This is a genomic window from Escherichia sp. MOD1-EC7003 (assembly GCF_002965065.1).
Lineage (GTDB): Bacteria > Pseudomonadota > Gammaproteobacteria > Enterobacterales > Enterobacteriaceae > Escherichia.
Map to the genome: position 1 here is coordinate 26,312 of NZ_PTRE01000051.1, position 16,161 is coordinate 42,472.

General features: G+C 52.6%; 11 protein-coding genes. 9 read left to right on the forward strand and 2 right to left on the reverse strand.

Features of this window, described 5'->3' with window-relative positions; genetic code table 11:
• Positions 1 to 138 precede the first annotated feature (138 nt).
• Entirely contained in the window at positions 139 to 774 is a 636-nt protein-coding gene (gene yfhb, locus A7090_RS10165; RefSeq protein WP_105273938.1) for a phosphatidylglycerophosphatase C, read from the forward strand.
• Between the two features lie 57 nt (positions 775 to 831).
• On the forward strand, positions 832 to 1,335 hold the full coding sequence (tadA, locus tag A7090_RS10170; protein WP_206748391.1) for a tRNA adenosine(34) deaminase TadA: 504 nt from the start codon (positions 832 to 834) through the stop codon (positions 1,333 to 1,335).
• Here tadA and mltF read toward each other — a convergent pair.
• Positions 1,332 to 2,888, reverse strand: a complete 1,557-nt coding sequence (gene mltF, locus A7090_RS10175; protein WP_105273940.1) for a membrane-bound lytic murein transglycosylase MltF — start codon at positions 2,886 to 2,888, stop codon at positions 1,332 to 1,334. The genes tadA and mltF overlap by 4 nt on opposite strands.
• Positions 2,889 to 3,148: 260 nt before the next feature.
• On the opposite strand from mltF, the gene purL reads away from it, so the two are divergent.
• From purL to glnB, 5 genes are all read left to right on the forward strand, one after another.
• A complete protein-coding gene (gene purL / locus A7090_RS10185) occupies positions 3,149 to 7,036 on the forward strand; it encodes a phosphoribosylformylglycinamidine synthase (RefSeq protein ID WP_105273942.1) in 3,888 nt (1,295 codons plus the stop codon).
• Between the two features lie 616 nt (positions 7,037 to 7,652).
• Positions 7,653 to 9,080 (forward strand): two component system sensor histidine kinase QseE/GlrK, encoded by a 1,428-nt coding sequence (qseE, locus tag A7090_RS10190; protein WP_105273943.1) that lies wholly within the window; start codon positions 7,653 to 7,655, stop codon positions 9,078 to 9,080.
• A 165-nt stretch (positions 9,081 to 9,245) separates the two neighbouring features.
• Entirely contained in the window at positions 9,246 to 9,959 is a 714-nt protein-coding gene (gene qseG / locus A7090_RS10195) for a two-component system QseEF-associated lipoprotein QseG (protein ID WP_105273944.1), read from the forward strand.
• Positions 9,949 to 11,283, forward strand: a complete 1,335-nt coding sequence (gene glrR, locus A7090_RS10200; RefSeq protein WP_105273945.1) for a two-component system response regulator GlrR — start codon at positions 9,949 to 9,951, stop codon at positions 11,281 to 11,283. The genes qseG and glrR overlap by 11 nt, the downstream gene beginning before the upstream one ends.
• Before the next feature lie 60 nt (positions 11,284 to 11,343).
• Positions 11,344 to 11,682 carry a nitrogen regulatory protein P-II gene (glnB, locus tag A7090_RS10205; RefSeq protein WP_000717691.1) on the forward strand — a complete coding sequence of 113 codons (339 nt, stop codon included), beginning with the start codon at positions 11,344 to 11,346 and terminating at the stop codon, positions 11,680 to 11,682.
• A 43-nt stretch (positions 11,683 to 11,725) separates the two neighbouring features.
• Here glnB and hmpA read toward each other — a convergent pair whose 3' ends face one another.
• Positions 11,726 to 12,916: an NO-inducible flavohemoprotein gene (hmpA, locus tag A7090_RS10210; RefSeq protein ID WP_105273946.1), complete on the reverse strand. Its 1,191-nt coding sequence runs from the start codon at positions 12,914 to 12,916 to the stop codon at positions 11,726 to 11,728.
• A gap of 325 nt (positions 12,917 to 13,241) precedes the next feature.
• On the opposite strand from hmpA, the gene glyA reads away from it, so the two are divergent.
• Both glyA and A7090_RS10220 read left to right on the forward strand, forming a co-directional pair.
• Positions 13,242 to 14,495, forward strand: coding sequence for a serine hydroxymethyltransferase (gene glyA, locus A7090_RS10215; protein ID WP_000919159.1), 1,254 nt, complete (start codon positions 13,242 to 13,244; stop codon positions 14,493 to 14,495).
• A 488-nt stretch (positions 14,496 to 14,983) separates the two neighbouring features.
• Positions 14,984 to 16,123, forward strand: coding sequence for a 3-phenylpropionate MFS transporter (locus A7090_RS10220; protein ID WP_105273947.1), 1,140 nt, complete (start codon positions 14,984 to 14,986; stop codon positions 16,121 to 16,123).
• The last annotated feature ends 38 nt before the right edge of the window (positions 16,124 to 16,161 follow it).

The following is a 16,161-nucleotide window of genomic DNA, read 5'->3' on the forward strand; positions in this document are numbered from 1 at the left end:
ATTGCCGCTAATTTCCATGAATTAAAAATTCCAGTTAGCCATGATGCAGTCGATTGTTGCCGGAAAAGTGATCATCTATCTGTTAGGCTATGTAGTAGCGAAAATTAATCAGGATGTTTCAGTCCAGAGGAGTATGGTTTGGCAACTCACGAGCGTCGTGTGGTGTTTTTTGACTTAGATGGAACATTACATCAGCAGGATATGTTTGGCAGTTTTTTGCGCTATTTGCTGCGTCGTCAGCCGTTGAACGCATTACTTGTCCTGCCGCTGTTGCCAGCCATTGCCATGGCGTTATTGATAAAAGGTCGTGCGGCACGCTGGCCGATGAGCCTGCTTCTGTGGGGGTGCACTTTTGGTCACAGTGAAGCGCGTTTACAGGCGTTGCAGGCCGATTTCGTGCGCTGGTTTCGCGGCAATGTTACTGCCTTTCCACTGGTGCAGGAGCGTCTGACGACCTACCTGCTCAGTTCCGATGCTGATATCTGGTTGATTACCGGTTCTCCACAGCCGCTGGTTGAAGCGGTCTATTTCGATACACCCTGGCTGCCGCGGGTGAATCTCATCGCCAGCCAAATTCAGCGTGGCTATGGTGGTTGGGTATTGACGATGCGTTGCCTCGGGCATGAAAAGGTCGCGCAGCTGGAGCGCAAATTAGGCACGCCGCTGCGGCTGTACAGTGGCTATAGTGACAGTAATCAGGACAACCCACTGCTTTATTTCTGCCAGCATCGTTGGCGGGTAACTCCGCGCGGTGAACTCCAGCAACTGGAATAGAGTAAAGTATAGCGTCCGTGTATAATGCGCCGCGCTTTTATAACCGGAGTTTTCTTTTTGTCTGAAGTCGAATTTAGCCATGAATACTGGATGCGTCACGCGCTGACGCTGGCGAAGCGTGCCTGGGATGAGCGGGAAGTGCCGGTCGGCGCGGTATTAGTGCATAACAATCGTGTTATTGGCGAAGGCTGGAACCGTCCGATTGGTCGCCATGATCCCACCGCACATGCAGAAATCATGGCCCTGCGGCAGGGCGGTCTGGTGATGCAAAATTATCGCCTGATCGACGCCACGTTGTATGTCACGCTTGAGCCATGTGTAATGTGTGCCGGAGCGATGATCCACAGTCGCATTGGTCGCGTGGTCTTTGGTGCTCGTGACGCAAAAACTGGCGCTGCGGGATCTTTAATGGATGTGTTGCATCATCCGGGTATGAATCATCGAGTGGAAATGATGGAAGGAGTACTGGCAGATGAGTGCGCGGCATTGCTCAGTGACTTCTTTCGCATGCGTCGCCAGGAAATTAAAGCGCAGAAAAAAGCGCAATCCTCGACAGATTAATTTTGTTTCTCTTCACTCCCTTTCCTGAAAAACAACAGAGAGGGAGAGTGGGTCAAATAGTTTGATGACGACTGGGAAAGAAACGAGAGAAATGGAAATTTCTCTTTGCCCAGCTCTGTTGGCGAAACCGCCGGATAATCCTGCGCCAGTTGCATCGCCGCTTCTGTAGCCTGCTTCTCTTTCTCTTGCAGATAACCCACCAGGCTAATCTGATACTTACGAATATTTTCGACATAAGCGTAGGCTTCATGCCCACGTGCGTAGCCGTAAGTCAGCTTGCTGTAATAGGGTTTCTGGCTAAGTAAAGGCAGACGCTGTTTTACGTCAGCCCAACTGTCAGGATTACCTTTGGTTTTTGCCGTCAGGGCGCGGGCATCCAGCATATGCGCATAGCCCATATTGTACGCGGCGAGGGCAAACCAAATCCGTTCGTTCTCCGGCACACTTTCCGGCACTTTACTCATCATATCCTGCAAATAACGCACGCCGCCGCTGATGCTTTGCTCTGCATCGGTACGATCCGTAATGCCGAGGCTTTGCGCGGTATTTTTGGTTAACATCATCATGCCGCGCACTCCCGTCGGTGAAGTGGCCTGCGCATCCCAGTGCGATTCCTGATAAGCAATAGCGGCCAGCAAACGCCAGTCAATTTCTTCGGCGTATTTCTCAAACAGGGGCTTTAACTGCGGCAGAACGGCATCGACGGCGCGTAAAAATGTGCGCGTATCGACGTAATCAAAATCATCGCCATGCCCCAGGTATTTCTCTTCAATGCGTGCCAGCGTACCGTCTTCATTCATTTCATTGAAGAAATCGAGCAGAGCGGCAGAAAGGGTATTATCGTCATCTAACGGGCTAAACCAGGTCACTGGTTGTTCATCGGTGATATCGAGCGCTACGGCGAGTTCCGGGTGAACGCGCTGAAACAGGCTGATAGCAACAGAATCAGCAATGGTGTAATCGAGTTTTCCTTCAATGACATCTTCCATTAATTCCGCAGAGCCTTTTTTGTCGTCTACCTTCCAGCTTAATTCCGGGAATTTTGTTTCTTTCAGGATTTGGAGATCGTTAACCACCACGTGCCCCGGTGCGACGGTGAGTTGCTCTGCCGTCAGGTTACCCAGCGTACGTGGGCGATACTGACCCACTTTATAAACCAGTTGTTGTGACACGGAATAATAGGTAGGGCCAGGCTGATAATTTTTTACCCGTTCACTGTTATAGACCAGTCCTGCCGCCAGTAAATCGGCGTTGCCGTTATCGAGGTCGTCAAACAGCTGGCTGATATTCTGCCGCACGGTCACTTTCAGTTTTACGCCGAGGTAATCGGCAAACTGTTTCGCCAGCTCGTAATCCAGGCCAAAGGGTTTCCCGTTGATTTCGTTATAAGTCAGGGGAGTATGAATGGTGCTCACACGCAACTCTCCCCGCGCTTGAATGGCGGCGATACGGTTTTCGGCTTTACCAAACCAGGGAATGGATGGCCAGAGAGCGACCGCGAGCAGCAGTGCCAGAATGCCGATAAACAGATAATTAATCTTTAATTTTTTCAATTAGTTAATTCTCTGTGTCGTGCGCGTCCCAGCTTGAAAAAACGTAATAATAGTGAAAGGTTTACTCATAAATGAGCGGCATTTTGCGTAAACCTGCGCCAGTTGGCAACTTATTACAGCCATTGGCGGCACGCGTTGCTAATTCACAATGGTGATTTTATTTCGACGCAAACGGTTTCGTCAGCGCATCAGATTCTTTATAATGACGCCCGTTTCCCCCCCCCCTTGGGTACACCGAAAGCTTAGAAGACGAGAGACTTATGATGGAAATTCTGCGTGGTTCGCCTGCATTGTCGGCATTCCGAATCAACAAACTGCTGGCACGTTTTCAGGCTGCCAGGCTCCCGGTTCACAATATTTACGCCGAGTATGTCCATTTTGCTGACCTCAATGCGCCGTTAAACGATGATGAGCACGCACAACTTGAACGCCTGCTGAAATATGGCCCGGCACTCGCCAGCCACGCCCCGCAAGGCAAACTCCTGCTGGTGACCCCGCGTCCTGGCACCATCTCTCCCTGGTCTTCGAAAGCGACCGATATTGCCCATAACTGCGGGCTGCAACAGGTAAACCGCCTTGAGCGCGGCGTTGCTTACTATGTGGAAGCCGGTACGCTGACCAGTGAACAATGGCAGCAGGTTACCGCTGAACTGCACGACCGCATGATGGAAACGGTCTTTTTTGCTTTAGATGATGCGAAGCACCTGTTTGCACACCATCAACCGACCCCGGTCACCAGCGTTGATTTGCTGGGGCAGGGCCGTCAGGCGCTGATCGACGCTAACCTGCGTCTTGGCCTGGCACTGGCAGAAGATGAAATTGACTATCTGCAGGATGCTTTCACAAAGCTTGGTCGTAATCCAAACGACATCGAGCTGTATATGTTCGCCCAGGCGAACTCCGAGCACTGTCGCCACAAAATTTTTAACGCCGACTGGATTATCGACGGTGAACAGCAGCCGAAATCGCTGTTCAGGATGATCAAAAACACCTTCGAAACCACGCCGGATCACGTACTTTCTGCTTATAAAGATAACGCCGCCGTAATGGAAGGTTCTGACGTGGGCCGTTACTTTGCCGACCACGAAACGGGCCGCTACGATTTCCATCAGGAACCGGCGCACATTCTGATGAAAGTAGAAACCCACAACCACCCGACGGCGATTTCTCCGTGGCCGGGCGCGGCGACCGGTTCCGGCGGTGAAATCCGCGATGAAGGCGCCACCGGGCGCGGCGCTAAACCGAAAGCTGGTCTGGTCGGTTTCTCCGTATCCAACCTGCGAATTCCTGGCTTTGAACAGCCGTGGGAAGAAGATTTCGGTAAGCCTGAGCGCATTGTCACTGCGCTGGACATCATGACCGAAGGCCCGCTGGGTGGCGCGGCATTTAACAACGAATTTGGTCGTCCGGCACTGAACGGCTACTTCCGTACTTATGAAGAAAAAGTGAACAGCCACAACGGTGAAGAGCTGCGTGGTTATCACAAACCGATCATGCTGGCGGGCGGGATCGGCAACATTCGCGCCGATCACGTACAAAAAGGTGAGATCAATGTTGGTGCGAAGCTGGTTGTTCTCGGCGGCCCGGCAATGAACATCGGTCTTGGCGGGGGCGCGGCGTCTTCCATGGCGTCTGGTCAGTCTGATGCCGACCTCGACTTTGCTTCCGTACAGCGCGACAACCCGGAGATGGAACGTCGCTGTCAGGAAGTGATCGATCGTTGCTGGCAGCTTGGTGATGCCAACCCAATCCTGTTTATCCACGACGTTGGCGCAGGCGGTCTTTCTAACGCGATGCCGGAACTGGTAAGCGACGGCGGGCGCGGCGGTAAATTTGAACTGCGCGATATCCTGAGCGACGAACCGGGCATGAGCCCGCTGGAAATCTGGTGTAATGAATCCCAGGAACGCTACGTGCTGGCGGTTGCTGCCGATCAATTACCGCTGTTTGACGAACTGTGCAAGCGTGAACGCGCACCCTACGCGGTGATTGGTGAAGCGACTGAAGAACAGCATCTTTCTCTGCACGATCGTCATTTTGATAATCAGCCAATCGATTTGCCGCTGGATGTACTGCTTGGTAAAACGCCGAAGATGACCCGCGAAGTACAAACGCTGAAAGCGAAGGGCGATGCACTGGTTCGTGAAGGGATCACCATTGCAGACGCGGTGAAACGCGTGCTGCATCTACCGACCGTGGCAGAGAAAACCTTCCTGGTGACTATCGGTGACCGCAGCGTAACCGGCATGGTAGCGCGCGATCAGATGGTGGGGCCGTGGCAGGTGCCGGTCGCTAACTGCGCGGTTACTACCGCCAGCCTCGACAGCTACTACGGTGAAGCGATGGCAATTGGCGAACGTGCGCCAGTTGCGCTGCTGGATTTCGCCGCCTCGGCCCGTCTGGCGGTTGGTGAAGCGTTAACCAATATTGCCGCCACACAGATTGGCGATATCAAACGTATCAAACTATCTGCCAACTGGATGGCGGCGGCAGGCCACCCTGGTGAAGATGCGGGCCTGTATGAAGCCGTTAAAGCCGTGGGCGAAGAGCTTTGTCCGGCGCTGGGCCTGACGATCCCGGTGGGTAAAGACTCTATGTCGATGAAAACCCGCTGGCAGGAAGGTAATGAAGAGCGCGAAATGACCTCGCCGCTGTCGCTGGTGATTTCTGCATTTGCCCGCGTGGAAGATGTACGTCATACCATCACGCCTCAGCTTTCTACCGAAGATAACGCACTGCTGCTGATTGATTTGGGCAAAGGCAATAACGCGCTGGGTGCAACGGCGCTGGCACAGGTTTATCGTCAACTTGGCGACAAACCGGCAGATGTACGTGATGTTGCCCAACTGAAAGGCTTCTATGACGCGATTCAGGCGCTGGTTGCACAGCGTAAGCTGCTCGCATACCACGACCGCTCTGATGGCGGCCTGCTGGTAACGCTGGCAGAAATGGCATTTGCTGGTCATTGCGGCATTGACGCGGATATCGCTACTCTGGGCGAGGATCGCCTGGCGGCGTTGTTTAACGAAGAGCTGGGTGCGGTGATTCAGGTTCGTGCCGCTGACCGTGAAGTGGTCGAAGCAGTACTGGCACAACATGGCCTTGCTGATTGCGTCCATTATGTTGGTCAGGCGGTTTCCGGTGACCGTTTTGTGATCACCGCCAACGGACAGGCGGTATTCAGCGAAAGCCGCACCACGTTGCGTGTCTGGTGGGCAGAAACTACCTGGCAGATGCAGCGCCTGCGTGACAATCCGGAGTGTGCCGACCAGGAGCATCAGGCGAAATCTAATGACGCCGATCCTGGCCTGAATGTGAAACTGTCGTTCGATATCAACGAAGATGTGGCAGCACCGTATATTGCTACTGGCGCACGCCCGAAAGTTGCAGTGCTGCGTGAGCAGGGCGTGAACTCGCATGTTGAAATGGCGGCAGCTTTCCACCGTGCGGGCTTCGATGCTATCGACGTGCATATGAGTGACCTGCTGGCTGGGCGCACGGGCCTGGAGGATTTCCACGCCCTGGTCGCGTGCGGTGGTTTCTCCTACGGTGATGTGCTGGGGGCCGGTGAAGGTTGGGCGAAATCGATCCTGTTCAACAACCGTGTGCGTGACGAATTCGCAACCTTCTTCCATCGTCCGCAAACGCTGGCGCTGGGGGTATGTAACGGTTGCCAGATGATGTCTAATCTGCGTGAACTGATCCCGGGTAGCGAGTTGTGGCCACGTTTTGTGCGTAACACCTCCGATCGCTTTGAAGCGCGTTTCAGCCTGGTTGAAGTGACCCAAAGCCCGTCGTTGCTGTTGCAGGGGATGGTAGGCTCGCAGATGCCGATTGCTGTGTCTCATGGTGAAGGGCGCGTGGAGGTGCGCGATGCGGCGCATCTGGCGGCGCTGGAAAGCAAAGGGTTAGTGGCACTGCGCTATGTCGATAACTTCGGCAAAGTCACTGAAACCTATCCGGCTAACCCGAACGGTTCTCCGAACGGTATTACGGCGGTCACGACTGAAAGCGGTCGAGTCACCATTATGATGCCGCACCCGGAACGTGTTTTCCGTACTGTCAGCAACTCCTGGCATCCGGAAAACTGGGGCGAGGACGGCCCGTGGATGCGCATTTTCCGCAATGCACGTAAACAGTTGGGTTAAGACATCGGCATTTCACGCAACGCATTGATTTTGTAGGCCGGATAAGGCGTTCACGCCGCATCCGGCATTAAAACCAACCACTCAGCCAATAATCATCAGCTCCCAACTTCGGGAGCTTTTTTGTGTCTTTGACTGCTCCCCGCCCAATCGGTAAATTACGACAATGTAAGGTTTACCGTGTCGTTTATTGGCGACATTTAACTCATTGATTTTATTGTCAGTAATTGATTTTATCTTAATCTGTCTCTTTCAGGCGACACAGTGGCTAATTTGCAGCCAAAGATAAACCAATTATAAATCCATAAAAACAACGTACAATCAGTGTGTTATCAAACTATTTTCTTTATTGGCATAGTTACTGCATAATAGTAAGCAGTGGCTCATTCACCGACTTATGTCAGCCCCTTCGGGACGTGCTACATAAAATTCGAATGACGCACAACAAGGTGCCTGCCGTCCAACTTCTGATATCAGCTTAGCTATATCAACCATCGGGCGAAACGTCGAGTTAGGCACCGCCTTATTCCATAACCAGGCCGGGTAATTCCCGGCTTGGTTGTATCTGAACTTCCCCTCGGTTAGCATCAGGTTATTCGCGTCTGACGAGAGTAACACCTTGAAACGCTGGCCCGTTTTTCCCCGCTCATTACGACAACTGGTAATGCTGGCATTTTTGCTGATTCTGCTGCCTCTGTTGGTGCTGGCATGGCAAGCCTGGCAAAGCCTGAATGCGCTTAGCGATCAGGCTGCTCTGGTTAACCGTACGACACTTATCGATGCCCGGCGCAGTGAAGCGATGACCAACGCGGCGTTGGAGATGGAGCGTAGCTACCGTCAGTATTGCGTGCTGGACGACCCTACGCTTGCGAAGGTTTATCAAAGCCAGCGCAAGCGTTACAGCGAAATGCTTGATGCCCACGCAGGCGTACTGCCGGACGATAAACTTTACCAGGCATTGCGTCAGGATTTGAACAATCTGGCTCAACTTCAGTGTCACAACAGCGGTCCCGATGCTGCCGCCGCCGCGCGTCTTGAAGCCTTTGCCAGTGCCAATACTGAAATGGTGCAGGCCACGCGCACAGTGATATTCTCTCGTGGGCAGCAGCTTCAGCGTGAAATCGCCGAACGTGGACAATATTTTGGTTGGCAATCGCTGGTGCTATTTCTGGTGAGTCTGGTGATGGTGCTACTTTTCACGCGGATGATTATCGGTCCGGTGAAAAATATCGAGCGCATGATCAACCGTCTGGGGGAGGGGCGTTCACTGGGCAATAGTGTCTCGTTTAGTGGACCGAGCGAGTTACGCTCGGTTGGGCAACGTATTCTTTGGCTAAGTGAGCGCCTGTCATGGCTGGAATCCCAACGCCATCAATTTTTAAGACATTTATCTCATGAATTAAAAACGCCACTGGCGAGTATGCGCGAGGGCACTGAATTACTGGCTGACCAGGTTGTCGGGCCGCTTACACCAGAGCAAAAAGAGGTGGTGAGCATTCTTGATAGCAGCAGCCGCAATTTGCAAAAACTGATCGAACAACTGCTTGATTACAACCGTAAACAGGCGGACGGTGCGGTGGAACTGGAGAATGTGGAGATCACTCCGCTGGTGGAGACAGTGGTTTCTGCTCATAGCCTGCCCGCACGGGCTAAAATGATGCATACCGACGTCGACCTCAAAGCAACAGCTTGCCTGGCAGAGCCAATGCTGCTGATGAGCGTACTGGATAATCTTTACTCCAATGCGGTGCACTACGGGGCTGAATCCGGTAACATTTACCTTCGCAGTAGTTTACATGGCGCGCGTGTTTATATTGATGTCATCAATACAGGCACGCCCGTTCCGCAAGAGGAACGCGCCATGATCTTCGAGCCCTTTTTTCAGGGAAGCCACCAGCGAAAAGGGGCGGTGAAGGGCAGCGGTCTGGGATTAAGCATTGCCAGGGATTGTATTCGCCGTATGCAGGGGGAACTGTATCTGGTCGACGAGAGCGGGCAGGACGTTTGCTTCCGCATTGAATTACCGTCGTCGAAAAACACGAAATAACGTTAAGAGCCTATCCCATTAGGCTATTTAATTTGCCAGTTCGGCTGCGGGTAAGTGCTCGAAATCCTCACGTACGACGTGTACGCTCCGGTTTCTCCGCGCTGTCCGTGTCCAAACTGCCTGCAACAATTACGCCCACTGGGAAAGGCTTTAAGTCTGGTGAATATGCGACACATTTTTCAACGATTATTGTCCCGACGGCTGTGGCTGGCAGGGCTACCATGTCTGGCATTGCTGGGTTGCGTGCAGACTCACAATAAGCCAGCTATTGATACGCCAGCAGAAGAAAAAATTCCGGTTTATCAACTGGCTGACTATCTTTCTACTGAATGTGGCGATATCTGGGCGCTGCAAGGTAAATCAACAGAAACCAATCCGCTTTACTGGCTGCGGGCGATGGATTGTGCTGATCGTTTAATGCCTGCGCAGTCGCGTCAGCAAGCCCGCCAATATGACAACGTCAGCTGGCAAAATACCTTTAAACAAGGGATTTTGCTCTCCGATGCCAAAATTACGCCGTATGAGCGCCGCCAGCTGGTCGCGCGCATTGATGCGCTAAGTACCGAGATCCCGGCACAGGTTCGCCCGCTGTATCAACTCTGGCGCGACGGTCAGGCGCTGCAACTGCAACTGGCAGAAGAGCGCCAACGCTACAGCAAACTCCAGCAGTCCAGTGACAGCGAGCTGGATACTTTGCGCCAGCAACATCATGTTCTACAGCAGCAACTGGAACTCACCACCCGCAAGCTGGAAAACCTGACCGATATTGAACGTCAGCTCTCGACTCGCAAACCGGCTGGAAATTTCTCGCCGGATACGCCGCACGAGAGTGAAAAGCCCGCGTCATCCACCCATGAGGTCACTCCTGATGAGCCATAAACCTGCGCATTTATTATTGGTCGATGACGATCCGGGATTGCTGAAACTGCTTGGCCTGCGTCTGACCAGCGAAGGCTATAGTGTGGTCACGGCAGAAAGTGGTGCTGAAGGATTACGGGTACTGAATCGCGAAAAAGTAGATTTAGTCATCAGCGACCTGCGGATGGATGAAATGGACGGTATGCAGCTGTTTGCTGAAATCCAGAAAGTGCAGCCGGGAATGCCAGTAATTATTCTTACCGCACATGGTTCCATTCCCGATGCGGTTGCGGCAACACAGCAGGGCGTATTCAGTTTCCTCACCAAGCCTGTCGATAAAGATGCGCTATATCAGGCAATTGACGATGCGCTGGAACAATCCGCGCCTGCTACCGACGAACGCTGGCGTGAGGCGATTGTCACCCGCAGCCCGCTGATGCTGCGTTTGCTGGAACAGGCGCGGCTGGTGGCGCAATCAGACGTTAGCGTTTTGATTAACGGTCAGAGCGGCACCGGGAAAGAGATTTTTGCTCAGGCTATCCACAATGCCAGCCCGCGCAACAGCAAACCATTTATCGCTATTAACTGTGGCGCATTACCCGAGCAATTGCTGGAGTCGGAGCTGTTTGGTCATGCGCGTGGCGCGTTTACTGGCGCTGTCAGCAATCGCGAAGGTTTATTCCAGGCGGCAGAAGGCGGTACGCTATTTCTCGATGAGATTGGCGATATGCCCGCACCGTTGCAGGTCAAACTGCTGCGCGTGTTGCAGGAGCGTAAAGTGCGCCCGCTGGGCAGCAACCGCGATATTGATATCGACGTGCGGATTATTTCTGCCACTCACCGCGACCTGCCAAAAGCGATGACGCGCGGGGAATTCCGCGAAGATCTTTATTACCGCCTCAACGTTGTCAGCCTGAAAATTCCGGCACTGGTGGAACGCACTGAAGACATTCCGCTACTGGCAAATCACTTGTTGCGCCGAGCTGCAGAGCGACATAAACCGTTTGTCCGCGCGTTCTCCACCGATGCGATGAAACGCCTGATGACCGCAACCTGGCCGGGCAATGTGCGCCAGTTGGTCAACGTGATTGAACAGTGCGTGGCGCTGACATCATCTCCGGTGATTAGTGATGCGCTGGTGGAGCAGGCGCTGGAGGGAGAAAACACGGTGCTGCCAACCTTTGTTGAGGCGCGTAATCAGTTTGAACTCAACTACTTGCGCAAGCTGCTGCAAATCACTAAAGGCAACGTCACCCATGCGGCGAGAATGGCGGGGCGCAACCGGACAGAATTTTATAAACTGCTTTCCCGACACGAGCTGGATGCAAACGATTTCAAGGAATGAATTGGCGTTATGTGTTACGTTTAGCAGATCAAAAGACAGGCGACCTTTTCAAGGAATAGCATGAAAAAGATTGATGCGATTATTAAACCCTTCAAGCTGGATGATGTCCGCGAAGCACTGGCTGAAGTCGGCATTACCGGCATGACGGTCACTGAGGTGAAAGGTTTTGGCCGCCAGAAAGGCCATACCGAGCTGTATCGCGGCGCGGAGTATATGGTGGATTTTCTGCCGAAGGTGAAAATTGAGATTGTCGTGCCGGACGATATTGTCGATATCTGTGTAGATACGATTATTCGCACGGCGCAAACCGGCAAAATCGGTGACGGTAAAATCTTCGTCTTTGACGTGGCACGGGTCATTCGTATCCGTACCGGTGAAGAGGACGACGCAGCAATTTAAACCGCGTCAGGGTTGCCGGATGTTTCCATCCGGCAACATCAAATCACAGCACCTTATGTGGGCCAAAGCATTCGTAATGAATGTTTTCCTGCTTGACGCCCAGATCCACTAACTGTTTCGCCGCAAACTGCATGAAGCCAACCGGGCCGCAGAGATAGAACTGCATTGCCGGATCGCTGAACGTACCTTCCAGTTTGCTCAAATCCATCAGACCTTCGCTATCAAACTGACCTTTAGCGCGATCGGCTTCGCTTGGCTGACGATACCAGGTGTGCGCGGTAAAGCGCGGCAGTGATTGCCCCAGTTCCTTAACTTCATCAGCAAAGGCATGAACATCGCCATTTTCTGCCGCATGGAACCAGTTCACCTGGGCGCTATGGCCTGCTTTTGCCAGTGTATCGAGCATTGCCAGCATTGGCGTTTGACCGACACCGGCAGAGATTAACGTCACTGGCGTGTCATCCGCGATAGCCATAAAGAAATCACCTGCTGGCGCTACCAGCTTCACGACATCGCCAACATTGGCGTGATTGTGCAGCCAGTTGGATACCTGCCCACCCTCTTCGCGTTTCACCGCAATACGATAGCCTTTGCCATCCGGTTTGCGAGTCAAAGAGTACTGACGAATTTCCTGATGTGGGAAACCTTCCGGCTTCAGCCAGACGCCGAGATATTGTCCCGGACGGTATTCCACCACCGCGCCACCGTCGACCGGTTCCAGTTCGAAGCTGGTGATCAGTGCGCTGCGCGGTGTTTTAGCCACAATGCGAAAATCCCGCGTGCCTTCCCAGCCACCGGCTTTGCTGGCGTTTTCGTTATAGATTTCCGCCTCGCGATTGATAAACACATTTGCCAGTACGCCATAGGCTTTACCCCACGCGTCCAGCACTTCCTGGCCTGGACTGAACATTTCGTCCAGCGTTGCCAGCAAGTGTTCGCCGACGATGTTGTACTGTTCCGGTTTGATCTGGAAGCTGGTGTGTTTTTGAGCGATTTTTTCTACCGCAGGCAGCAGTGCAGGTAGGTTTTCGATATTGCTGGCGTAGGCGGCAATGGCGTTAAACAAGGCTTCACGTTGATCGCCATTGCGCTGGTTACTCATATTAAAAATTTCTTTGAGTTCTGGGTTATGAGTAAACATACGGTCGTAGAAGTGGGCGGTTAATTTTGGCCCTGTTTCCACCAGTAAAGGGATAGTGGCTTTTACTGTAGCGATGGTTTGAGCGTCAAGCATATGATCTTCCTTTTTGCATCTAAATTGATGTATATCAAATGCATCTTATAGAAAATAACCCTGTAATGTAAATGGTTCTTTGGTGTTTTTTAGAAAGAATGTGATGAAGTGAAAAATTTGCATCACAAACCTGAAAAGAAATCCGTTTCCGGTTGCAAGCTCTTCATTCTCCAAAGCCTTGCGTAGCTTGAAGGTAATCGTTTGCGTAAATTCCTTTGTCAAGACCTGTTATCGCACAATGATTCGGTTATACTGTTCGCCGTTGTCCAACAGGACTGCCTATAAAGGCCAAAAATTTTATTGTTAGCTGAGTCAGGAGATGCGGATGTTAAAGCGTGAAATGAACATTGCCGATTATGATGCCGAACTGTGGCAGGCTATGGAGCAGGAAAAAGTACGTCAGGAAGAGCACATCGAACTGATCGCCTCCGAAAACTACACCAGCCCGCGCGTAATGCAGGCGCAGGGTTCTCAGCTGACCAACAAATATGCTGAAGGTTATCCGGGTAAACGCTACTACGGCGGTTGCGAGTATGTTGATATCGTTGAACAATTGGCGATCGATCGCGCGAAGGAACTGTTCGGCGCTGACTACGCTAACGTCCAGCCGCACTCCGGCTCCCAGGCTAACTTTGCGGTCTACACCGCGCTGCTGGAACCCGGCGACACCGTTCTGGGTATGAACCTGGCGCATGGCGGTCACCTGACTCACGGCTCTCCGGTTAACTTCTCCGGTAAACTGTACAACATCGTTCCTTACGGCATCGATGCTACCGGTCATATCGACTACGCTGATCTGGAAAAACAAGCCAAAGAACACAAACCGAAAATGATTATCGGTGGCTTCTCTGCATATTCCGGCGTGGTTGACTGGGCGAAAATGCGTGAAATCGCTGACAGCATCGGTGCTTACCTGTTCGTTGATATGGCGCACGTTGCGGGCCTGGTTGCTGCTGGCGTCTACCCGAATCCAGTTCCTCATGCTCACGTAGTGACTACCACCACTCACAAAACCCTGGCGGGCCCGCGCGGCGGCCTGATCCTGGCGAAAGGCGGTAGCGAAGAACTGTACAAAAAACTGAACTCTGCCGTTTTCCCTGGTGGTCAGGGCGGTCCGTTGATGCACGTAATCGCCGGTAAAGCGGTTGCTCTGAAAGAAGCGATGGAGCCTGAATTCAAAACTTACCAGCAGCAGGTCGCGAAAAACGCCAAAGCGATGGTAGAAGTGTTCCTCGAGCGCGGCTACAAAGTGGTTTCTGGCGGTACTGATAACCACCTGTTCCTGGTTGATCTGGTTGATAAAAACCTGACCGGTAAAGAAGCAGACGCAGCTCTGGGCCGTGCCAACATCACCGTTAACAAAAACAGCGTACCAAACGATCCGAAGAGCCCGTTTGTGACCTCCGGTATTCGCGTGGGTACTCCGGCGATTACGCGTCGTGGTTTCAAAGAAGCTGAAGCGAAAGAACTGGCTGGCTGGATGTGTGACGTGCTGGACAGCATCAATGATGAAGCCGTTATCGAGCGCATCAAAGGTAAAGTTCTCGATATCTGCGCACGTTACCCGGTTTACGCATAAGCGAAACGGTTATTTGCTGACAACGTGCTCGTTGTTCATGTCGGATACGGCGTGAACGCCTTATTTGGCCTACAAAACATTGCAAATTCAATATATTGCAATCTCCGTGTAGGCCTGATAAGCGTAGCGCATCAGGCAATCTTACATTTGTGATCATCGCAAGGCTTCCTTCGGGAAGCCTTTCTACGTTATCGCGTCATCAAATCTGACGTAATTGCGCTTCAACTGTTATGGTGGTGGATCTGTTGATTGTTAATTCACTATGTCTTGTTAATATTGAGGGCACCATGACACCAGTAAAAGGGTGACAAGAGCGCGTTGAGATCCCGAGCTATGAACCATTAGTGGCGATGTTACCGGTTGATCACCCTTTAGTGCTTGCGAACTGGCGTTACAGACATCAGGAAGCAGGCTCGAATATTCTTACTATTCAACTTGCACCAACATTCGATTAACCCCAGACTAACGCCTCCTGACGGGAGGGACTCATGGTTTTGCAATCCACGCGCTGGTTGGCGCTCGGCTATTTCACATACTTTTTTAGCTACGGCATTTTTCTACCTTTCTGGAGCGTCTGGCTTAAGGGAATTGGCTTAACGCCAGAAACCATCGGCCTGTTATTGGGGGCGGGTCTGGTTGCCCGTTTCCTCGGGAGTTTGCTTATCGCGCCCCGCGTTAGTGATCCTTCCCGCCTGATTTCTGCCTTGCGTGTTCTGGCACTGCTGACACTTCTCTTTGCTGTCGCCTTCTGGGCGGGGGGGCACGTAGCGTGGCTAATGGTGGTGATGATTGGCTTTAACCTCTTTTTCTCACCACTGGTACCGTTGACCGATGCACTGGCGAATACGTGGCAAAAGCAGTTCCCGCTTGATTACGGCAAAGTACGATTGTGGGGCTCGGTGGCGTTTGTCATTGGCTCGGCGCTGACGGGCAAACTGGTCACTCTGTTTGATTATCGGGTGATCCTCGCGCTGTTGACGTTGGGAGTGGCGTCCATGCTGCTCGGCTTTCTCATTCGTCCGACGATTCTGCCACAAGGGGCAAGCCGTCAGCAGGAGAGCACCGGTTGGCCAGCGTGGTTGGCGCTGGTCCACCAGAACTGGCGCTTTCTGGCCTGCGTTTGTTTATTGCAGGGGGCGCATGCGGCCTATTACGGTTTTAGCGCCATTTACTGGCAGTCTGCTGGCTACTCGGCCTCGGCGGTGGGTTATTTGTGGTCGCTGGGCGTGGTGGCAGAAGTCATTATCTTTGCGCTGAGTAATAAACTTTTCCGTCGTTGTAGTGCACGCGATATGCTGTTGATTTCGGCGATTTGCGGCGTAGTGCGCTGGGGCATTATGGGAGCAACTACGGCGTTGCCGTGGTTGATAGTGGTGCAAATTCTGCATTGCGGCACCTTCACGATCTGCCACCTGGCGGCCATGCGCTATATTGCCGCCCGCCAGGGTAGCGAAGTCATCCGTTTACAGGCGGTTTACTCTGCTGTCGCGATGGGTGGCAGTATCGCCATCATGACCGTTTTCGCCGGTTTCCTGTATCAATATCTGGGCCACGGCGTGTTCTGGGTGATGGCGTTGGTGGCGCTTCCGGCAATGTTTTTGCGCCCGAAAGTTGTTCCCTCATGCTGATTCGAGCATTTTGCGGATCTGCTCCTGTTGATGTGTTG